Genomic DNA, 20,582 nt, shown 5'->3' with positions numbered 1-20,582 from the left:
TTGAGATGTCCGTGATACTGACCCTGCTGGCGGCGCTGATTGCCTCCGGCGCCTGCGCCTACCACCGCAGCAGCCTGCGCACCTGGGCGATCGTCACCATCGTCGCCACACTGGTGGTCGGCCTGATCGTGCACGCGCCGTGGACAATGGTGATTTTGCTGATCGTCGAACTGGTGATCGCGCTGCCGCTGCTGCTGGTGGACTTCCGCCGCAAGCAGATCAGCCTGCCGCTGTTGAAGCTGTTCGCCAAGGTCACCCCGAAGCTGTCCGAGACCGAGCAGACCGCACTGGAGGCCGGCACGGTCGGTTTCGAGGGCGAGCTGTTCTCCGGCAAGCCGGACTGGCATGAGTTGCTGAAGCAGCCCAAGCCCGAGCTCTCCGTGGAGGAGCAGGCCTTCATGGACGGCCCGGTGGAAGAGCTGTGCGCGATGATCGACGACTGGCAGATCACCCATGAGCTGGCCGACCTGCCGCCGGAGGTGTGGGCGTTCATCAAGAAGAACCGCTTCTTCGGCATGATCATCCCGAAGCAGTACGGCGGCCTGCAGTTCTCCGCGCTGGCGCATTCGGCGGTGCTGCAGAAACTGTCCACCATGTCGGCGACGGTGTCCTCCACCGTGGCCGTGCCGAACTCGCTGGGTCCGGCCGAACTGCTCTTGCACTACGGCTCGGATGAACAGAAGAACCACTACCTGCCGCGCCTGGCGGTGGGTGAGGAGATTCCCTGCTTCGCGCTGACCGGTCCGTACGCCGGTTCCGACGCCACCTCGATCCCCGACGTCGGCATCGTCTGCAAGCAGATCGTCGACGGTGTCGAGACGCTCGGTATCAGGCTCAGCTTCGACAAGCGCTACATCACGCTGGCGCCGGTCGCCACGGTGGTCGGCCTGGCCTTCCGCATGTACGACCCCGATCACCTGCTGGGCGACAAGGAGGACCTCGGCATCACCCTGGCCCTGCTGCCGCGCTCGACGCCGGGGCTGGAGATCGGCCGCCGCCACTTCCCGCTGAACATCCCGTTCCAGAACGGGCCGGTGCGCGGCAAGGACGTGTTCGCGCCGCTGTCGGTACTGATCGGCGGCCCGCAGATGGCCGGCCACGGCTGGCGCATGCTGGTCGAATGCCTGTCGGTGGGCCGCGCGATCTCGCTGCCGTCCAACGCTACCGGTGGCATGCGCGCCTCGGCGCTGGCCACCGGCGCGTACGCGCGCATGCGCAAGCAGTTCGGCCTGGCGGTGGCCCGCTTCGAGGGTGTCGAGGAAGCGCTGGCGCGCATCGGCGGCCTGACCTATGCCACCGCGGCGCTGTCGCGCGCCACCGCCGCCGCGGTCGACCGCGGCGAGAAGCCGGCGGTGCCGTCGGCGATCGCCAAGTACCACGCCACCGAATGGGCGCGGCAGATCGCCAGCGACACCATGGACGTGCATGGCGGCAAGGCGGTGCAACTGGGCCCGAAGAACTATGCCGGCCGCGGCTGGTCGGCGGTGCCGATCGCGATCACGGTGGAGGGCGCCAACATCATGACGCGCAGCCTGATGATCTTCGGCCAGGGCGCGATCCGCTGCCATCCCTACGTGCTGAAGGAAATGCAGGCGTTGTCGATCGCCGACCGCGGCGAGCAGCTGAAGACGTTCGACCGGCTGCTGTTCGGCCACATCGGTTTCGGCATCTCCAATGCGGTGCGCAGCTTCGCGATGGGTCTCTCCGGCGCACGCCTCGGCGAAACCGCCGGCGACGCCTACACCCGCCGCTACTACCGCAAGCTCGACCGCTACTCCGCCGCGCTGGCGCTCACCGCCGACGTGTTTATGGGCGTGCTCGGCGGCAAGCTGAAGTTCAAGGAAAAACTTTCCGCGCGCCTGGGCGACGTGCTGAGCTACCTGTACATCGCCAGCGCCATGCTCAAGCGCTACGAGGACACCGGCCGGCCGGAGGCGGATCGCCCGTTCCTGGCCTGGGGTTTCCATGAGTGCATGTGGCTGATCCAGAACGCGCTGGATGGCGCGATCCGCAACTTCCCGGTGCGTCCGGTGGCCTGGCTGCTGCGCGCGCTGGTGTTCCCGCTGGGCCGGCGCGAGGTGCCGCCGTCCGATCGCCTGGGCCGCCGCGTGGCCGCGCTGCTCACCGCGCCGAACGAGGCGCTCGATCGCCTCACCGACTGGGTCTACACCACGCCCACGGCGAACAACACGATCGGCCGCATGAAGGCGCTGCTGCCCGACGTGATCGCCGCCGAACCGGTCGACCGCAAGTTCGGCAAGGCGCTGAAGGCCGGGCAGTTCACCTCGCACGATTACCTGGGCCAGCTTGCCGAGGCGCAGCAGGCCGGGGTGATTTCCGAAGCCGAGGCGGACCTGCTCAAGCGCGTGCGCGAGGGCGTGTTCGAGTTCATCTCGGTGGACGACTTCGATACCGACGAGCTGCGCGCGTTCAAGACGCGGGCGGATGCCGCGTAAATCGACCGACCGGCCCGCCTTGCGGGCCGGTTCTTTTCATGGGGGCCATCGATGAGTGCTTCGGTGTTGTCGCTGTACCGCCGCATCACGCGCTGGCCGGCAGGTCACTGGATTTTCTCGCGCCTGGTTTGCCTGAAGGCACCGTATTTCGCCACCATCGCGCCGCGCTTCGCGGCGCTGGAGCCGGGTCGCTGCGAAGTACGCATCCGCGACCGGCGTCGCGTACACAACCACCTCGGCACCGTGCATGCGATCGCGCTGTGCAACCTGGCCGAGCTGGCCGCCGGGGTGATGACGGACGCCACCATCCCGGTCGACCTGCGCTGGATTCCCAAGGGCATGTCGGTCGACTACCTGAGAAAAGCCGTCGGCACGATGCACGGCGTCGCCACGCCGGAGCTGGCCGCGCCGGTGTCCGGCGACGGCCACGAGTGGCCGGTGAAGGTGGAGGTGATGGACGATGCGGGCGAGGTGGTGTTCCGGGCGCGCGTGCTGATGTGGGTATCGCCGCGCAAGCGCGCCTGAACGCGTCGCGTGCGCCCGGTCAGTCCGCCAGCACGCAGCGGTTCTTGCCACTGCGCTTGGCCGCGTACATGGCGTGGTCGGCCGCCTGCATCAGCTGCTCGTCGGCGTCGGGCTGCCCGTTCGGGCGGTAGGGTGCGATGCCGATGCTGGCGCCCACGCGCACCTCGATCGGCTGGCCGCTGACGCTCAGCGCATAGGGCTCACCCAGCGCCGCGCACAACTTTCCGCACAGCTGCAGTGCCAGTTGTGGCTCCTCGATGTCCTCCAGCACCAGCGCGAACTCGTCGCCGCCGAGCCGGGCCACCGTGTCGTTGCTGCGCAGGTGGGCCGACAGCCGCGCGGCAATTTCCTGCAGCAAGGCATCGCCAGCGGCGTGGCCATGGCTGTCGTTGACGCCCTTGAAGCCGTCGATGTCGATGCAGGCCAGCGCGAAGCGGCTGTGATGGCGGTTGGCGCGCTGGATCGCGCCATGCAGGCGGTCGTGGAACAGGATGCGGTTCGGCAGGCCGGTCAGGGCGTCATGGTGGGCCTGGTGGCGAACCATCGCCTCCATCAGCTCGCGCTCGGCGATCTCCTGGGTCAGCTGCTGGTTGCGCTCGGCCAGCTGGTCCAGCGCGTTTTGCAGCTTGGCGCGCGCTGCGTACAGCTCCAGGAACACGCGCACTTTCGACTGCAGGATCACGTCGTTGATCGGCTTTGCGATGTAGTCCACCGCGCCGGAGCGGTAGCCCTTGAGCCGGTTTATGTCATCGGCGTAGGCGGCGGTGACGAAGATGATCGGCGTGTCGCGCAGGTGCTCGGCCTCGCCCAGCAGGGCGGCCACCTCGAAGCCGTCCATGTCGGGCATGTTGACGTCGAGCAGGATCAGCGCGAACTCGTGGTCCAGGCACAGCGCCAGCGCTTCGTTGCCGCTGCGCGCTTCCATCAGCTGCGCGCCGCTGTTGGCGAGCAGTCGGCGCATGGCGACCAGGTTGGCGGCGGTATCGTCGACGACCAGGATTTTCGGCAACATCGCATTCATGTCGGTGGCGGGGCGTTCTCCGTTGACCTACCTTAACCCGTGGCAGCCATGGCCGGCGTGAACGGCGGCATCATCCCGGCAGGCCCGGGCGAGGTGGGTCGGTGGCCGCACCGGAGCAGCGAGGCCTTGAAGTCGCGGCCGTGGCGCCGCTTCAACGCCGGCACGAACAGCTCCGGTCCGCTGGCTGAGGTCGGCGCCGGCATGCTGCTCAGCGCTGCAGCCACACGCGCATCAGCGCGGCCAGCTTGTCGGTGTCGATCGGTTTGGACAGGTAATCGCTGGCGCCCATCTCCAGGCACTTCTCGCGATCCCCGCGCATTGCCTTGGCGGTCAACGCGATGATCGGCAGGGTCGCAAAATGCGGTTGCGCACGAATCATGCGAATGGTTTCGTAGCCGTCCATGCCCGGCATCATGATGTCCATCAGCACCAGTTCCGGTGCTTCGTTGTCGGCCAGCATCTTCAGTGCCTTGGGCCCGTCCTGCGCCATGCTCACCTGCAGCCCCCAGTCGCGCAGCACCTTGGACAGCGCAAACAGGTTGCGCATGTCGTCGTCCACCAGCAGCACGCGACGGCCCGCCAGCTCGCTGCCCGCCACCGGTTCGGCGGTGCTGCGGGGTGGCGCATGCTGGACGCTGTGCAGGAACAGGCTGACCTCGTCGAGCAGTCGCTCGGTGGAGCGCGCGCCCTTGACCACGATGGCCTCGGTGTACTGGTGCAGTTTCGCGCTCTCCTCGCGGCTCAGTTCGCGGCCGGAGTACACCACCACCGGCGGTACGCCTTTGCTGGTCTGTGCCAGTTGCGTCAGCAGTTCAAGCCCGGACATGCCGGGCAGGCCCAGGTCGAGCACGATGCAGTCGTAATCCGTATGGGCGATCTTCGCCAGTGCGTCCTCGGCCGAGCCCGCTTCGTCGATCTGCACGCTGTCGCCGCGCAGCATGATGCGCACGGCGGTGCGTGAGTCGGCGTCGTCGTCGACGATCAGCAGGTGTCGTTGCTGGTCGGCGGCGAAATGCAGCAGGCGCTCGAGTGCCAGGCCGATCGATTCGCGGCTGACCGGCTTGGTCAGGAAGCCCACGGCGCCGCGCTCCAGCCCATGCGTACCTTCGTCGGCGACCGAGATGAAGTGCACCGGGATGGCCCGCGTGGCGTCGTCGGCCTTGAGCTGGTCGAGCACGCTCCAGCCGTCCATCACCGGCAGCGAGACATCCAGCAGGATGCCGGTGGGACGATGTTTGCGCGCCAGTTGCAGGCCCGTTGCGCCATCGCCGGCGGCCAGGGCGCGATAGCCCTTGCGGTGGATCATGTCGATCAGGATGCGCACGAAGGCAGGGTCGTCCTCGATCACCAGGATCGTGGTCTGATCCGGCAGCAGCGTATCGCGGTCGTCGTCGATCGGCTTCGACGGCGGATACGGCGAGAGGGTCCGGCTGAGCCTGGTCGTGCTGGCGCGGGGCACCTCTTCGGCGGGCCCGGATGCCGCGGGCGGCGTCTCCGGCAGCAGCACGGTGAAGTGGCTGCCGTGGCCGCTCTCGCTGCGCAGCACGATGTCGCCGCCCAGCAGTTGCGCCATTCGCCGCGAGATCGCCAGGCCCAGCCCGGTGCCGCCGAACTGGCGGCTGGTGCCGGCATCCACCTGCTCGAATGCGTTGAAGACGCGCTGGAACTTGTCCTGCGGAATGCCGATGCCGGTATCGCTTACCGTCAACGCGATCAGCGATTGGCCGCGGAGTGTTTCCGGTATGTCGACGTCGCTGCCGGGGCGGCCGATGCGCAGGCTCACCGCGCCATCGGCAGTGAACTTGAACGCGTTGCTGAGCAGGTTGTTGGCGATCTGCTCCAGCTTGCTGCCGTCGGTGCGCAGGACCGCGGGCAGGCCGGGGTCGATGTCCAGGGTGAAGCCGAGCCGTTTTTCCCCGGCCACGTGCGCAAACGTGCGCCGAAGCCGCTGCCCCAGCTCGGCCAGCGCCAGGTTGTCGATCACCAGTTCCATCTTGCCGGCCTCAACCTTGGACAGGTCGAGGATGTCGTTGATCAGGTGCAGCAGGCTGTTGCCGGCGTCGTGGATGATCCGCGCCGACTCGATCTGTTCCTCGTCGAGGTTGCCGGTGTCGTTCTCGGCCAGGCTGCGTGACAGGATCAGCAGGCTGTTCAGCGGCGTGCGCAGTTCATGCGACATGTTGGCCAGGAACTCGGACTTGTACTGGCTGGCCCGCGCCAGCTCGGCGGCTTTCTCGGCGGTTTCCTGCTGCAGGTCCTCCAGCACGTATTTCTGCCGGTTCAGGCTTTCGGTCTTTTCGCGCAGCTCCTCGTTGGACGCCTGCAGCTCCTCGGCCTGCGTGCGCAGTTCTTCCTCGGAGGCGATCAGCCGTTCGGACTGTTCCTGCAGCTCGATCGTCTTCGCCTGCAGTGCCTCGTTGCTGTCGCGCAGCACTTCCTTCTGCTGGCGCATCACCAGCTCGGACACGCGCAGGTCGTCGGCTTGCTCCTGTGTTTGTAGCAGCAGGTCGTGCGTGCTGATTGCGCGGTTGAGGTTCTCCAGGGTCAAGGCCACGATCGGCAGCAGTTCGTCCAGCAGCTGCTTCTGCTGTGCGGCGAGCGGCTCGAAGCTGGCCAGTTCCAGCACGCCGATCAGGGTGTCGCGGTAGAGCACGGGCAGGATCGCGAGGTGGCGTGGCAGCGCCTCGCCACTGCCCGAGTCGATGTGCAGGTAGTTTTCCGGCACCTCGTCGAGCACGATGGCCTTGCGTTCGATCGCGCACTGGCCCACCAGTCCCTCGCCGGGCAGGTAGTGGTCCGCCGTACGGTTGTTCAGGCGCAGGCCGTAGCTGCCCAGCAGATCGAGGCGGTGGCGCGTGTCGTCGAAGGAATAGAACAGGCCCACGCCGGCCTTGCACAGCGGCACCAATTCACTGGCCAGCCACTGCGCGAAATCCTTGTGCGTGGTGGCCTGCAGCAGCACATGCGAGATGTCCGACACGCGGGACCGGATCCAGGTCTGCGTGTTGGTATCCAGCGACATCTGCTTGAACACCTGCAGCGCGCGGGCAATTTCACCGACCTCGTCGCGGCGGTCGAGCCGGCGGATCTCGAAATCGTGATCGTGATTCGCCAGTCGCGTCATCAGGCCGGTAAGGCGACGCAGCGGTCGGATCACCAGCTGTGAAGTCAGCCGGATCACGGTGATGCCGAGCAGGCCCCCGAGCAGGATCGCGATGATATTGACCCACTTGGTGGTGACCAGGGCATTGTCGAGCTGCCGGTTGCGCACCTCCAGCAGCTGACTTTCCTCGGCAACCATCTGCTCGATGGCGGCGTGCAGGTCCTCGCTGCGAACCGTGCGGTTCGCCAGATAACCCGACTGGACATGCTGCAGTTCCAGCGCCGCCAGTGCCGTATCAGTGCCCTTCAGCCGGGCGACCACATCGATCGCGTCGGTGGTTATCTCGCGTTGCCACTGGGTGGCCATTTTTTCCAGCGAATCGACACGGGATTGTTGCAGCGGGTTGTCGGTCGTCATCTGGCGCAGATGGGCGAGGCGTTCGTGCAGGTCGTCGATGCCGCTGTCGAACATCGCCCGCTGGTCGGCGCGTTGCGTCAGCACGTAGCCGCGTGCACCGATCTGGCTGGTCTGCAGGGCGCGCTGTGCATGATCGAGTTCGAACCGCACCTGATAGGTGTGCATGGCCCAGTTACGGGTGCTTTCCTGCTGGCGCAGCGAGTGCAGGGTGACCAGGCTGGTGAGCAGGAGCAGGCCCAGCAGCAGGCCGATCGCCAGCATCATCTTGCGCTGTATCGGCTGATCGGCCAGCCAGGAGTTCTTTTTCAGGCGCACAGGTTGCTGCATGCGGGTCACCACGGCTCGGTAGGTGGTCTGTCCTGCGGGCGCCGGATCGGCGACCGCGCCATCAACAGGGTAGCCGGTGCCGTCGCCGCACCATAGCCGCCCGCACGCCCGTGGTTCAGCGTCGGCCGAATGGCACCATCGAGCCGCGCCGCAGCGCAACGACTAGCAAGGCCAGCGTGCACAGCGAACACAGGCCCAGCGCGACCACCGACGCTTCGGCGCCGAACACGCCGCCGCTGAGCCAGTCCGGACCGCTGCGGGTGGACACCAGCCAGCCGTCCGCGGGGGTGCCGGAGACCGGGATGCCGTAGATCGTGCCCTGGGCAAAGTTCCAGGCCGCGTGCAGGCCCATGCAGACCGGCAGCGAACGGGTCACCTGGTAGACCATGCCGAACAGCAGGCCGGCCTCGATCGCGATGGCGGCCGAGCTCCAGAGCGTGGCGCCGGGGTTGCCGATGTGCACGGCGCCGAAGAACAGTGCCGAGACCAGCAGCGCCCACCAGCTGCCCATGCCTTCCTCGACGATGCGGAACAGCACGCCGCGGCAGATGATCTCCTCGCCGATGCCGGCACCCAGTCCCACCATCAGCAGGGCCGGTAGCCAGTCCGCATTCGGGTTGGTGCCGGTGACGTGGTAGCTGCCGAGCAGGTACAGCACGCCGACCACCGCGCTGAACAGCAGCAGGCCCGCGGCGGTTCCGATAGCGCCATCCGGCAGCAGCCGGCTCGGCGCCAGCTCGCTGATCGGGCGGCGTTCCACGAAACGCACCAGCAGCAGGTAGGCAAACAGCGCCGGCAGCGCGCGCATCAGGAACTGTGCCAGGCCGTGGATGGTCGCCGGGGCACCCTTGCCGAGCCAGCCCAGCGCGTGCATCAGCGCTCCGGTCGCGAAGCTCAGCGCCATGAACAGCAGCACGAAGATCACGATCCGCGCCAGCGGCGAGAACAGCATCCAGCGCATCCAGCGTGGCGCATCGGGCGGCGTGGTGAAGGCGATGGTCTGGTCGTGCATGCGTGGCCGCCCGGCAAAGACCCGCACGTTAGCAGTGGTGTCGCGCTGCCGCTACAGCTCCACCGCCGCCGCATGCTCGCGCGTGGCGGCGAAGCGCACCTGCGGCCAGCGCTCCTGCGCCAGCTGCAGGTTGACCCGCGTGGGCGCGATGTAGACCAGCTCGCCCGCCGCGTCCAGCGCCAGGTTCATCGCGTTTTTCTCGCGGAATTCCTCCAGCTTCTTCGGGTCGTCGCAGTGCACCCAGCGCGCGGTGGTCACCGTCACCGGCTCGAAGCTGGCGTCGACGTTGTACTCGTCCTTCAGCCGGTAGGCGACCACCTCGAACTGCAGCACGCCGACCGCGCCCAGGATCAGGTCGTTCGACATCAGCGGGCGGAAGAACTGGGTGGCGCCTTCCTCGGAGAGCTGCGCCAGGCCCTTGTGCAGCGCCTTCATCTTCAGTGGGTCGCGCAGCCGTGCACGGCGGAACAGCTCGGGCGCGAAGTTCGGGATGCCGGTGAAGGTGACCAGTTCGCCCTCGGTGAAGGTGTCGCCGATGGTGATGGTGCCGTGGTTGTGCAGGCCGATCACGTCGCCCGGATACGCGGTCTCGACGATCTCGCGGTCGCTGGCCATGAAGGTCAGTGCGTTGGCGATGCGCACTTCCTTGTTGGTGCGGGTCTGGATCATCTTCATGCCGGCGTTGTAGGTGCCCGAACACACGCGCATGAAGGCCACGCGGTCGCGGTGCGCCGGGTCCATGTTGGCCTGAATCTTGAACACGAAGCCGGAAAGCTTTTCCTCCTCCGGCTGGATCTCGCGCGTGGTGGTGGCGCGCGCGCGCGGGCTGGGCGCGTGCTCGACGAAGAAGTCCAGCAGCAGCTGCACGCCGAAGTTGTTCACCGCCGAGCCGAAGAACACCGGCGTCTGCCGGCCGGCCAGGTATTCGTCGAGGTCGAACGAGGGCGCGGCGCCCTGCACCAGCTCCAGTTCCTCGCGCAGCTCGCGCATCGCCTCGGCGCCGATCTTCTCGGCCAGGCCGGGCGCATCGAGGCCCTGAAAGATGGTCGAATCCTGCCGGGTGAAATTCTTGCCCTGTTCGAAGATGTGCACCTCGTCCAGCGCCAGGTGGTACACGCCCTTCAGCCGCTTGCCCATGCCGATCGGCCAGGTCAGCGGCGCGCAGGCGATGCCCAGCACCGACTCCACCTCGTCCAGCAGCTCGATCGGCGAGCGGCCCTCGCGGTCGAGCTTGTTGATGAAGGTCATGATCGGCGTGTCGCGCAGGCGGCACACCTCCATCAGCTTGATCGTGCGCTCCTCCACGCCCTTGGCGCAGTCGATCACCATCAGCGCCGAGTCCACCGCGGTCAGCACACGGTAGGTGTCCTCGGAGAAGTCCGCATGTCCCGGCGTGTCGAGCAGGTTGACGATCTTGCCCTCGTACGGGAATTGCATCACCGACGAGGTCACCGAGATGCCGCGCTCCTTCTCCAGCGCCATCCAGTCCGAGGTGGCGCTGCGCGACGTCTTGCGGCTCTTCACCGAACCGGCCATCTGGATCGCACCGCCGAACAACAGCAGCTTCTCGGTCAGCGTGGTCTTGCCCGCGTCGGGGTGGCTGACGATGGCGAAGGTGCGGCGGCGGCGGGTTTCTTGCAGGTGGGTCGGCATGAGGTGCGGGTCGGCGGGAGCGCGAACCGGCAATTGTAGCGTGGATCGGGGTTTGGGCCTGGTTGGCGGGCGTCGGGCCGAGGGCCAGAGCTTTCGTGCGCCTTCGGCGCCCGAGTTACTTTCTCTTTGTGTGGCCAAAGAGAAAGTAACCAAAGAGAAAGGCCACCCCGCTTGGCGCTTGCCGGGCATCCTGCCCGGCAAGCGCCAAGCGGGGGCCGGGCTTTTTGAACGGACTCCTGCCCGTGCGAAAAGGAGTCGACCTCCTGTCGACTCCCGCTGCGCGGCCTGTCGTCCCCGTCTCACCGCCGCACAGGGGCCCCGGGTAGAGCAGCGCGCCATCGTGGCCCGCACTCGGTGTGCCACCGCTGCGCGGTGGCGGAAGAGCTGATCGCCAGAGCCGCCGCTTTGAATGCGAATTCCTAAATGCGGGAATGCCTCGGTTCGGCCAGAGGCGGTCACTCGAAAGTGCACTCTGACCAGAGGATTTCCTCCGCGCAGTCACCAGGACTTATCAGGCCGTTCAATTATCAAGAGACGAATCATGCGTTTTCATCAGCTGGATCTCCATGTTCGTCCTCTGCAGACCTACTCCGGAGGAAGTAATGAAGTGCGACGAAAGGTGGGCCCCACCCCAGGATTTGCTCTCGTAGGCTCCACAGGGCTTGAAGCGGGTGGGTGGTAAAGATCTGCAAATCCATCTGGTAAGGAGGTGGCCACAGAGCAGTTATGGCTAGCGGAAGGTATCCAACTCCCCCCGCAAACAAAATCACCGCCACCCAACGTTCGCGCTTCCGAATCGTCGGCGAAAGTGACACATAGCAGGAGGTGACTCCCGCCAAGAGGACTGAAGCCTCCATGAGTAACAAACATAGCGATAATGCCATGGTCCCAATGGATGCACTCGACCCGTTTGTACCGTCGCTGGCGCCTGACATGCCTGACAATATGACGATGACGGCCAAGCCATTGCCTAAGGCTGCAAATAGCCAGGGGATCGTTCCGAAAATCACATAACAAAATCTCTGCAATATGTGCATGCACATTCTCCATGTGTGCGACTTGGATCTTGAAACCGCCGCGCTATCCGCTTTACTTCGCCAACTGCACCAGCACCCGATGCCAGAACTCCAGCCCCGCCTCGACTTCCGACGCCGGCAGCTTCTCGTTGAGGCCGTGGGCGAAGCTGTCGTCGGGTTTGGTGAAGGAGGCATCGATGCCGTAGCTGGGGACGCCGGCGTTGCGGAAGTACATGCTGTCGGAGGCGCCGGCGGACATGCCGGGCACCACGTCCACGCCGGGGAAGCGCTGGTGCACGGCGTCGGTGACGGCGGCGATCACGTCCTGGCGCAGCGGCGAGGCGGGGCTGGCCACCGGCGGGGGCGACAGCACGGTGACGCTGGCGGATTTGTCGTCGATCACCTTGACCAGCGTGTCGCGCACGCTGGCGACCGGCGTGCCGGGGAAGATGCGGCAGTTGACGTTGACGCTGGCGCTCTGCGGTAGCGCGTTGAGCGCGTGGCCGCCGTTGAGCATGGTCGCCACGCAGGTGGTGCGGATCTGGCCGACGTAGGCGGGGTCGGCGGAGAGGGTGGCCGCGGCGGCGGCATCGTCGGGGTGGGCGGCGAACTGCGTCATCGCCGCGCCCAGCGGGCCGGGCGTGTGGGCGCCGAGCGCGCGCAGCGAGGCGCGCGTGATCTCGTTGCTCATGGGCGGAAACTGGTAGCCGGCGACGCGGTCGATGATGCGCGCCAGCCGGTAGATCGCGTTGTCCGCGGTGGGTTCGCTGGAGTGCCCGCCGGGCGAGGTGAGGGCGATCCGGAAGTCCGCATAGGTCTTCTCGGCGGCCTGGATCTGGTACAGCGCGGGCTTGCCGGTATCGGGATTCAGGGTGCCGCCGCCGGCGTCGGCGTTGAGCAGGAATTCGGCGTCGTGGTAGCGCCTGGCCAGTTCGCGGGTCGAGGCCATCGCGGTCTCTTCGTCGCCGGACAGCAGCAGGATCAGGTCGTGGCGCGGCTTGAAGCCCTCGTGCTTGAGCCGGATCAGCGTCTCGATCAGCACCACCACCGCGGTTTTCATGTCGGCGGTACCGCGGCCGTAGAGGTAGCCGTTCTGCTCGATCAGGGTGAACGGATCGCGGCTCCAGTCCTGGCGTTTCGCCGCCACTACATCCATGTGCCCGGACAGCAGGATCGGCTTGCCTTCACCGGTGCCGCGGTAGCGCGCCACCAGCGCGGCGGTTTCGCCCACCGGGATGATCTCGATGTCGCCGGCGGGGATGCCGGCGGCCTTGAGCTTGTCGGCCAGATAAGTGGCCAGCACCGGCACCTGGTGCTGTCCCTCGACGGTGGGGATGCTGATGGCGTGCTTCAGCATGACCATGGTTTCGGGCAGCGCCTCGGCGGTGGTGCCGGCGTGGGCCATGCCGATGCCGGCGCAGAAGGCCAGCGTGGCCGCGGCGGTGGAGCCGAGTGCTCGTGGTGCTCTCATGCGAGGTTCCCTGTGTCTGTCCTGGACGAAGTCCGAGTATGCGCGGCGGCCCCGCTGCCTGCACATGGCGGATTCGCCGCGTGGTCGTGCTAACCTTGCCGCCGCGCTGGCGGTGCTGCCGCCGGCGCGATACCCCTTGGGGAGTAGCCTGCCTCGTCCCGACGAGGCGTCTTCGTCAACATGCTCGGCTTGAATCTGCCGTGGCGAAGACACCGATCCTGGTTGGCGAGACCAACGGCTGACGGCGCCACGACGGTCGGGCGCGCCGTCGTGCCGTTGCGCCTGGCCCGACCGAATGGCAACCCATGAATCCCGTTTCCATCCTGCTGCTCGGTTTCGCCATGTCCACCGACGCGTTCGCCGCGGCGATCGGCAAGGGCGCGGCCATGACGCGTCCACGGCTGTCCCAGGCCATGCGCGCTGGCCTGATCTTCGGCGTGATCGAGGCGATCACGCCGGTGCTCGGCTGGCTGCTGGGCAAGGGCGCTTCGCGCTACATCGAGGCCTGGGACCACTGGATCGCGTTCGGCCTGCTGCTGGTGCTGGGCCTGCACATGATCTGGGCTGGCGTACAGCCAGACTCGGGCGAGCCGGTCGACGAGGCGAAGAAGCACGGCATCGTCGGCCTCGCCATCACCGGTCTGTCCACCAGCATCGACGCGCTGGCGGTGGGCGTGGGGCTGGCCTTCGTCGACACGCCGATCGCGGTGGTGGCGCTGGTGATCGGCCTGTGCACGTTCAGCATGGTCACGCTGGGCATCATGCTCGGCCACGTGCTGAGCGCGATGGTCGGCCGGCGCGCGGAGATCATCGGCGGCGTCATCCTGATCGGGGTGGGCGCGGTGATCCTGTACGAGCATCTTTCCGCCTGACGGGCGCCCATGAAAAACCCGGGGATTGCTCCCCGGGTTCCATGGTTTCCCGCGCTTGCCGGGTCGCCTACAGCTTGTAGTTCACCCCGAACATCACCGTGCGGCCCCAGGTGTCGTACTCCAGCGGGCGCGTCACCTGCACGTTGTTGGGCAGGCCGGAGATCTGCACGCTCTTGTCCGCCGTGTTGCTGAGGTTGCTGACCTGCAGCAGCAGCGACAGGCCGTTCAGGCTGCCCTCGGAGAACGCGTAGCCGAGCTGGAAGTCGGTCTGCCGGTTGGCCAGGATTTTGGTGTAGCCGAGCTGGTCGAACAGCGCCACCGCCTCGCCGGTGAAGGACGAGCGGTAGCGTTCGGCCACGCGCACCGACCAGCCGTACTTCTCGTAGTACAGCGCCAGGTTGGCGACCTTGCGCGACAGCCCGGGCAGGGTCGCCGGGCCGCCGGGGATCGACGAGATCGAGTTCTTCGGGATGTTGCTGTTGGTCAGCGAGAAGTTGGCCTGTACGCCGAAGCCGTCCAGCGCCTGCGCCAGCAGCCCGCCTTCCAGCGCACCGGACAGTTCCAGGCCCTGCATCTTGCCGCCGGTGCCGTTCGCCGGGCGGGTGAACGAGCCGATGTTGCTGGTCGGGGTGAGCGTGGGATCGTTGTTGGTGTAGTGCGAGAAGTCGTAGTCCAGCGTGGTCTGGTTGTAGATGTAGTTCAGCAGGTTCTTGTTGAACACCGCTGCGGCGAAGTAGCTGGACTTGCCGAAGTAGAACTCGTACGACAGGTCGGTGCCCACCGCCACGTACGGCTTCAGCTTCGGGTTGCCGCCGCTGCCGGACCACAGCACCTGGCCGGCGGCCGGGCCGTTCTGCACCTTGGACAGGCCGGCCGAAGTGGCGACCTTCTCGTCGTCGATGCGCCCGCGCGCCATGGTCTTGGCGAAGCCGAAGCGCAGGTACTGGCGGTCGGTGAGATGCGCCACCAGGTTCAGGCTGGGCAGCACGTTGTTGTACTTGGCGCCGTCGTTGATGCTGCCGACCAGGGTGTCGCCGTTGGTCTGCAGCGCGGTGGAAGACTGGTCGGTGCGCACGAACTGCACGCCCACGTTGCCGGTCAGCGGTACGTTGCCCAGCGTGGTCTCGATGTTGAACTTGGCGTAGGCCACCGGGACTTTTTCTTCCACCGTGTAGTTGCGGCTCCAGTCACCCTGGCCGTTGCGCTCGGTCAGGTAAAACTGGTTCGCCAGCGCGCCCAGCACGTCGTAGCTGAGTATGCCCGGGATGCCGCCGTAGCCGAGCGAGGTTGGCGCCCACAGGAAGCCCGGGTTCACCGGCGCGCTGAAGTGGTTGTCGTAGGTGTCCCGGGTGGAGCCGTTGCCGTTCAACCAGGCGAACTGCACGTCGGCCTGCTTGGTCTTGGTGCGGTCGGAGTAGTTCACGCCCAGGTTCATGCTGCTGAAGATCCAGCCCAGCGGGTGGCTCACCTCCAGCCGCACGGCCTTGATGGTGTCCTTCTGGGTGTCGAACTCCTGGCGCCCGTTGTAGCCGTAGCCGTCCGGGTCGGTGAATACCACCTGGGACGGGTCGGCCAGGTTCGCCGCCGGCGAGAAGTACGGATAGCCGTTGCCGGCCGGGGTGCGGAAGTCGACGCTGGTGAAGGCGCCGCCGGCCAGGCCGGTGAACAGGTAGGCGTCGTGCAGCTTCTTCTTCGCGCTGGAGTACGACAGGTCCGCGGTGGCGGTCCAGCCGTTGTCGAAATCGTACTGGTTGTTCCAGCCGGCGGAGAACAGCTTGTCGTGTTCCTTGGTGTACTGGTTCTGCAGGATCGGCGCGATGCCGCTGATGGTGCCGGAAGTGACGATCGGGTAGGGCTGCGCCGGGGTGACGCCGACGTTGGAGTAGCTGATGTTGTCCCACGGGCTGCTCGACCACTGCGCGCCGTTGGTGAACTTCTTCTCGCCGAAGATGGAGTGGTACAGGTCCAACGTGGAGTGGTAGTGGTCGCCCGGCGCCCATTCCAGCACGGTCATCAGGCCGCTGCGTTTCTGGTTCAGCGACTGCGCGCGCAACTGCATGCCTTCCTGCGAGATCACGCCGTCGGGTATGCCGGGCGTGTGCGGACCACTCCATCCCTCCGGCCATGGCGCCTCGATGCTGCCCGGGCCGTTGTTCATGCTCCACCACCAGGCCTGGTACTGCTTTTCCTGGATCGGCGAGTCGAGGTGGGCGAAGCCCACGGCCAGGCCCAGGGTGTGGTCGAAGAACTGGTTGATGTAGGAAATGCTGGCGCGGTGGCCCATGTCGCCCACGCCGCTGCCCGGGTTGAGCTTGCCGTTGGTGGTGTGCTCGCCGCGCAGGTTGACCGCGAACGCGGGGCCGGGCAGGTCCAGCGGCTTGATCGTGTGCAGGTCGACGGTGCCGGACAGGCCCTGGCCGATGAGGCTGGCGTCGGGCGTCTTGTAGATCGCCACGCCGCTGATCAGCTCGGACGGGTACTGGTCGTATTCCACACCGCGGTTCTCGCCGATCGTGGCCTGCTCACGCCCGTTCAGCGTGGTGCCGGCAAAACCGGGGTCCAGGCCGCGGATCGAGATCACGTTGGCGCGGCCGTTCAGGCGCTGGGTGGCCAGGCCCGGCACGCGCGACAGGCTTTCGGCGATGCTCGCGTCGGGCAGCTTGCCGATGTCCTCGGCCGAGATCGCCTCGATGATGTTGTCGGAGTTCTGCTTGGCCCTCAGCGAGTTCTCGATGCTGCCACGGATGCCGGTGACGACGATCGCGTCCAGGTTGCTGACCCTGTCCTCGGACTTCTTGCTGGTCTTCTTGGCGGGCTTCGCGTTCGGGCTGGCCGGTGCGGTCTGCTGGTCGGTCGACGGAGGCGCCTGTTGCGCATCCTGGGCCGAGGCCGTGCCGGCCAGCACCAGGCCAAACAGGGCAGCGGCGCAGGCGATGGCCAGCGGTCGCTGAAGGAAACGGACGGGCCGCGCAAGGCGCGCCTGCGGCATGCGGCAAGAATTCATGGAATCCCTCGATTGAGATGTGAGTGCCCCACCCGGCACTCGGGTGCCGGCGGAGCCAGCTCCGCAGGCCGGCTTATGCTACCGCTCGTCGGGGTTGGCGCGCCTGCCCCCGTTTTTCCTCCGTACATGTACGAAGGCGTATGTCGCTGGCGCTGCAATGCAGCATCGCAGCGCGCCGCGTCCGCTGCGCGGCATGCGCACCGGGCGGGCGGGAAGCCTACTTCGCTTCCTTCTCCATCAGCTTGTCCACCATGCCGGCCGGCACCTCCTGGTAGTGGTCGAACTCCATGCTGAAGGTGCCGCGGCCGCGGGTGGCCGAGCGCAGGAAGTTGATGTAACCGAACATCTCGGCCAGCGGCACGAAGCCCTGCACGAAGGCGGAGCTGCCTTTCTGGCCCTGGTCGCTGACGGTGCCGCGGCGGCGGTTGATGTCGCCGATGACGTCGCCGAGGTAGTCCGCCTCCATCACCACTTCGAGCCGCATGATCGGCTCCAGCAATTTCGGCTTGCTGAGCTTCTGCGCTTCGCGGAAGCACTGCCGGGCGGCGATCTCGAATGCCAGCGCGGAGGAGTCGACGTCGTGGTACTTGCCGTCGACCAGGCGCGCGGTGAAGTCGACCACCTCGTAGCCGGCCACCTGGCCTTCCTGCGATTCGGCCTTGATCGCGTGCTCGACCGCGGGAATGTACTCGCGCGGCACGCGGCCGCCGACCACCTCGTCGGAGAACACCACGCCCGAGCCCGCTGCGCCCGGCTCGAAGATCATCGTCACTTCGGCGAACTGGCCGGAGCCGCCGGTCTGCTTCTTGTGCGTGTAGGTGTGCTCGACGGTCTTGCCGAACGCCTCGCGGAAGCTGACCCGGGGCTTGCCCATGTTCGCCTCCACGCCCAGCTCGGTGCGCATGCGGTCGATGGTCACCTCCAGGTGCAGCTCGCCCATGCCCTTGAGCACGGTCTGGCCGGTTTCCTGGTCCACCTCGAGCTTCAGCGACGGATCGGCCTTGACCATCTTGTAGAGCGCGCTGGACAGCTTGTCGACGTCGTTGCGGTTCTTCGGTTCCACCGACACGCTGATTACCGGGTCGGGGAAGCGCATGCGCTCGAGCAACGCCGGATGCGCCGGGTCGGCCAGCGAATCGCCGGTCTCGGTGTCTTTCATCGAGACGAAGGCACAGATGTCGCCGGCGCGCACCTCGTCGATTTCCCGGGTGTCGTCGGCCTGCACCTCGACGATGCGGCCCACGCGTTCCTTCCTGCCGCGGGTGACGTTGAGCAGGGTGTCGCCCTTCCTGATCACGCCGGAATAGATGCGGCAGAAGGTGAGCGTGCCGAACTGGTCGTTGATCACCTTGAACGCCAGCGCGCGCGCCGGCGCATCGTCGGTGACGGCCTGCTCGCCGATGACGTGGCCGTCCTCGTCGACCAGCGCGATGCCGCCGTTCTCGCCCGGGTAGGGAAGATAATCGACCACCGCGTCCAGCAGCTGCTGCACGCCCTTGTTCTTGTACGACGAGCCGCACAGCACCGGCACCAGCGCGCCGGTGACGGTCGCCTTGCGGATGCACTGCTTGAGCACCGCCGGATCGAACTCGCCGGTGTTCAGCAGGCGCTCGAAGGCGTCGTCATCCAGCGCCAGTGCGGTTTCCAGCAGGTCCTGGCGCAGCTTCGGCAGGTCGGCGATCCATGCGTTGTCGGCACTGGCGCCGAACGCCAAGCGATCCTTCAGCTGCTCCAGCGGCACGGTTTCCCACACGCTGTCCTTGTCGTCGGAGGCCCACAGGTAGCCCACGCCGGCGACCAGGTCGGCCATGCCGACGAACTCGTCGCTGCTGCCCAGCGGCACCTGGCACAGCAGCGCATTGGCGCCGAGGCGCTCGCGGATGCCTCTCACGCAGTGCGCGAAATTCGCGCCGATGCGGTCCATCTTGTTGACGTAGCAGAGGCGCGGCACCTTGTACTGGTCGGCCAGGCGCCAGTTGGTCTCGGTCTGCGGTTCCACGCCGGCGACGCCGTCGAACACCACCACGGCGCCGTCCAGCACGCGCAGCGAGCGGTTCACCTCGATGGTGAAGTCGACGTGTCCTGGCGTGTCGATCACGTTGATCTGGTGTCCCTTCCACTCCGCGGTCACCGCCGCCGACTGGATGGTGATGCCGCGCTTGCGCTCCTGCTCCATGTAGTCGGTGGTGGTGGAGCCCTTGCCGTCCTTGGTGTCGTGCACGTCGACGATCTGGTGCTTGCGCCCGGTGTAGTAGAGGATGCGCTCGGTGGTCGTGGTCTTGCCCGCGTCGATGTGCGCGATGATGCCGATGTTGCGGTAGAGGGTCAGGGGTTTCTTGCGGGCCACGGGCGGGACTCCGGAATGGGGCTGCACGAACACAGCCAAGTGACAGCCAAAATGCTGCCTGTTGCAGACTTTTTCAATGCGGAAATGACTTCGCGACCGCGACGCCGACGCCATACCGGGTGCCGATCAGGGTAGTCCTTCTGGGTGCTGCCTTCATGCAAGGTCGCCAGGCACGAGGAGGACTCACATGGACAGCAGATCCTCATGGAACGCACCGAACGGTTCCGTCGGATGCGCGATCTGGATTTCCAGTATCCACAATCCGCTCGAAGGCGACGCTTCCAGATCACCGAGGTCGCCGCCCTTGTGGATCGTGTGCGGGAAGTCGCTGACCCGGTGCCCCCTGATCGCGTGATTGAACCGCCAGCCCATCGCCGCGGCGCGTTCGCCGGCAAACGCATACAGCGCCTGGCCGCTCAGCCCCTGTGCCCGCCACGCCTCGGCCACTTCGCCGAACAGCGCGCGCGCCGCCTCCGCGCAGGCCTGCCGCTGCGGTGCATGGCCGACCACGAAGGTGTCGCCCACGTCGCCCTCATGGCCGTCGAACACGAGCCCGAGGTCGATGAAGTAACTGTCGTTCTCGCCCAGCCGCACACCGGGGTCGGAGCGCTGCCGATAGGTTTTTACCGTGTTGGCGCCGATGCGGATCAGCGCCGGATGCCACAACCGCTCGAAACCCAGCTCGCGGAAGACTTCGGCGGCCTCTATTTTCGCTTCGTCCTCGCTGATCCCCGGCCGCATGCGCGCGCGGATGCCGTGCAGCGCCGCCCAGGTTTTCTCGCGGGCCTGCTGCATGAGCGTGGGATCGAAGCGTGGCCCGACCGCTTCGCGAGAAGGAGGCGCCATGGATGCCGGTCTCAAGCCAGGTGAACGAGTACCAGCCCGATCACGGCCGGCAACGCCTGTATCCACAGGATTTTCCGGCTCGCGGTCAATCCGCCGAAAATGCCGGCGATAAGCACGCAAGCGAGGAAGAACACCTTGACGCCCAAACCGTCGGCGCCGAGCCAGAGGCCCCACGCAAGGCCGGCCGCCAGAAAACCGTTGTAAAGCCCCTGATTGGCAGCGAGTGCCTTCGATTGTTCGGCGAACTCGGCGGTGGTGCCGAACGCGCGGCGGCCGGAGGGCCTCGTCCACAGGAACATTTCAAGGATCAGGAACCACAGATGCAGCAGGGCGACCAGGGCGATCACGACATTTCCGGCGATGGACATGGCACGGGTTCCGGTGGCGGCGGGAGGCGCCTGTTGCGCCGGCGTCGTGCCGTGAAGTGTCGCAGCCGTTCCGGTCCATCGCAAACGCCGGTATGTATCGTTCCATCAAGTAGTGCCGGGCGAGCGATCCGCGCCGGATGGTGC

The 20,582-nt window shown here is 66.6% G+C and carries 13 protein-coding genes; 4 read left to right on the top strand and 9 right to left on the bottom strand.

The window, feature by feature from the left end; genetic code table 11:
- Positions 1 to 5: 5 nt before the first annotated feature.
- Positions 6 to 2,456, top strand: a complete 2,451-nt coding sequence (locus tag IMW82_RS08360) for an acyl-CoA dehydrogenase (RefSeq protein WP_211004229.1) — start codon at positions 6 to 8, stop codon at positions 2,454 to 2,456.
- Positions 2,457 to 2,507: 51 nt separating this feature from the next.
- Positions 2,508 to 2,981, top strand: coding sequence for a hotdog fold domain-containing protein (locus tag IMW82_RS08355; RefSeq protein ID WP_211004228.1), 474 nt, complete (start codon positions 2,508 to 2,510; stop codon positions 2,979 to 2,981).
- A gap of 19 nt (positions 2,982 to 3,000) precedes the next feature.
- Here the strand turns inward: IMW82_RS08355 and IMW82_RS08350 are convergent, their stop codons facing one another.
- The 4 genes from IMW82_RS08350 to IMW82_RS08335 form a co-directional block, all read right to left on the bottom strand.
- Positions 3,001 to 3,993: a diguanylate cyclase gene (locus IMW82_RS08350; protein WP_211004227.1), complete on the bottom strand. Its 993-nt coding sequence runs from the start codon at positions 3,991 to 3,993 to the stop codon at positions 3,001 to 3,003.
- Between the two features lie 217 nt (positions 3,994 to 4,210).
- On the bottom strand, positions 4,211 to 7,849 hold the full coding sequence (locus tag IMW82_RS08345; RefSeq protein WP_211004226.1) for a response regulator: 3,639 nt from the start codon (positions 7,847 to 7,849) through the stop codon (positions 4,211 to 4,213).
- 115 nt (positions 7,850 to 7,964) lie between these two features.
- Entirely contained in the window at positions 7,965 to 8,861 is an 897-nt protein-coding gene (locus tag IMW82_RS08340; RefSeq protein ID WP_211004225.1) for a type II CAAX endopeptidase family protein, read from the bottom strand.
- Positions 8,862 to 8,912: 51 nt separating this feature from the next.
- Positions 8,913 to 10,514: a peptide chain release factor 3 gene (locus tag IMW82_RS08335; RefSeq protein ID WP_211004224.1), complete on the bottom strand. Its 1,602-nt coding sequence runs from the start codon at positions 10,512 to 10,514 to the stop codon at positions 8,913 to 8,915.
- 855 nt (positions 10,515 to 11,369) lie between these two features.
- Between IMW82_RS08335 and IMW82_RS08330 the strand changes: the two genes are divergently transcribed.
- Positions 11,370 to 11,528 (top strand): hypothetical protein, encoded by a 159-nt coding sequence (locus IMW82_RS08330; RefSeq protein WP_159082149.1) that lies wholly within the window; start codon positions 11,370 to 11,372, stop codon positions 11,526 to 11,528.
- A 75-nt stretch (positions 11,529 to 11,603) separates the two neighbouring features.
- Here the strand turns inward: IMW82_RS08330 and IMW82_RS08325 are convergent, their stop codons facing one another.
- A complete protein-coding gene (locus IMW82_RS08325; RefSeq protein ID WP_211004223.1) occupies positions 11,604 to 13,001 on the bottom strand; it encodes a M20/M25/M40 family metallo-hydrolase in 1,398 nt (465 codons plus the stop codon).
- A gap of 305 nt (positions 13,002 to 13,306) precedes the next feature.
- Between IMW82_RS08325 and IMW82_RS08320 the strand changes: the two genes are divergently transcribed.
- Positions 13,307 to 13,873, top strand: coding sequence for a manganese efflux pump MntP family protein (locus IMW82_RS08320; protein WP_108470475.1), 567 nt, complete (start codon positions 13,307 to 13,309; stop codon positions 13,871 to 13,873).
- A 67-nt stretch (positions 13,874 to 13,940) separates the two neighbouring features.
- On the opposite strand, the gene IMW82_RS08315 is transcribed toward IMW82_RS08320, so the two are convergent.
- The 4 genes from IMW82_RS08315 to IMW82_RS08300 all read right to left on the bottom strand — a co-directional run bounded on the left by IMW82_RS08315 (position 13,941) and on the right by IMW82_RS08300 (position 20,438).
- Positions 13,941 to 16,877 (bottom strand): TonB-dependent receptor, encoded by a 2,937-nt coding sequence (locus tag IMW82_RS08315; protein WP_244754191.1) that lies wholly within the window; start codon positions 16,875 to 16,877, stop codon positions 13,941 to 13,943.
- A 217-nt stretch (positions 16,878 to 17,094) separates the two neighbouring features.
- Complete coding sequence (gene fusA / locus IMW82_RS08310) at positions 17,095 to 19,224, bottom strand: elongation factor G (RefSeq protein WP_211004222.1); 2,130 nt, start codon at positions 19,222 to 19,224, stop codon at positions 17,095 to 17,097.
- Between the two features lie 183 nt (positions 19,225 to 19,407).
- A complete protein-coding gene (locus IMW82_RS08305; RefSeq protein WP_244754189.1) occupies positions 19,408 to 20,070 on the bottom strand; it encodes a M24 family metallopeptidase in 663 nt (220 codons plus the stop codon).
- Between the two features lie 11 nt (positions 20,071 to 20,081).
- On the bottom strand, positions 20,082 to 20,438 hold the full coding sequence (locus IMW82_RS08300) for a DUF1304 domain-containing protein (protein ID WP_108470480.1): 357 nt from the start codon (positions 20,436 to 20,438) through the stop codon (positions 20,082 to 20,084).
- Positions 20,439 to 20,582 lie beyond the last annotated feature (144 nt).

This window comes from Rhodanobacter sp. B2A1Ga4, assembly GCF_018101315.1.
Classification (GTDB): domain Bacteria; phylum Pseudomonadota; class Gammaproteobacteria; order Xanthomonadales; family Rhodanobacteraceae; genus Rhodanobacter; species Rhodanobacter thiooxydans_A.
Note: the sequence above shows the minus strand (reverse complement) of the source record. Positions and strands in the feature narration are given on the sequence as shown.

Bases quoted from the DNA above. Each gene is read 5' to 3' on its own strand.
- IMW82_RS08340 (WP_211004225.1), bottom strand. From the start codon at position 8,861: ATGCACGACCAGACCATCGCCTTCACCACGCCGCCCGATGCGCCACGC.
- IMW82_RS08315 (WP_244754191.1), bottom strand. From the start codon at position 16,877: ATGAATTCTTGCCGCATGCCGCAGGCGCGCCTTGCGCGGCCCGTCCGT.
- IMW82_RS08325 (WP_211004223.1), bottom strand. From the start codon at position 13,001: ATGAGAGCACCACGAGCACTCGGCTCCACCGCCGCGGCCACGCTGGCC.
- IMW82_RS08305 (WP_244754189.1), bottom strand. From the start codon at position 20,070: ATGGCGCCTCCTTCTCGCGAAGCGGTCGGGCCACGCTTCGATCCCACG.
- IMW82_RS08345 (WP_211004226.1), bottom strand. From the start codon at position 7,849: ATGCAGCAACCTGTGCGCCTGAAAAAGAACTCCTGGCTGGCCGATCAG.
- IMW82_RS08320 (WP_108470475.1), top strand. From the start codon at position 13,307: ATGAATCCCGTTTCCATCCTGCTGCTCGGTTTCGCCATGTCCACCGAC.
- IMW82_RS08300 (WP_108470480.1), bottom strand. From the start codon at position 20,438: ATGTCCATCGCCGGAAATGTCGTGATCGCCCTGGTCGCCCTGCTGCAT.
- IMW82_RS08330 (WP_159082149.1), top strand. From the start codon at position 11,370: ATGAGTAACAAACATAGCGATAATGCCATGGTCCCAATGGATGCACTC.
- IMW82_RS08360 (WP_211004229.1), top strand. From the start codon at position 6: ATGTCCGTGATACTGACCCTGCTGGCGGCGCTGATTGCCTCCGGCGCC.
- IMW82_RS08355 (WP_211004228.1), top strand. From the start codon at position 2,508: ATGAGTGCTTCGGTGTTGTCGCTGTACCGCCGCATCACGCGCTGGCCG.
- IMW82_RS08335 (WP_211004224.1), bottom strand. From the start codon at position 10,514: ATGCCGACCCACCTGCAAGAAACCCGCCGCCGCCGCACCTTCGCCATC.
- IMW82_RS08350 (WP_211004227.1), bottom strand. From the start codon at position 3,993: ATGTTGCCGAAAATCCTGGTCGTCGACGATACCGCCGCCAACCTGGTC.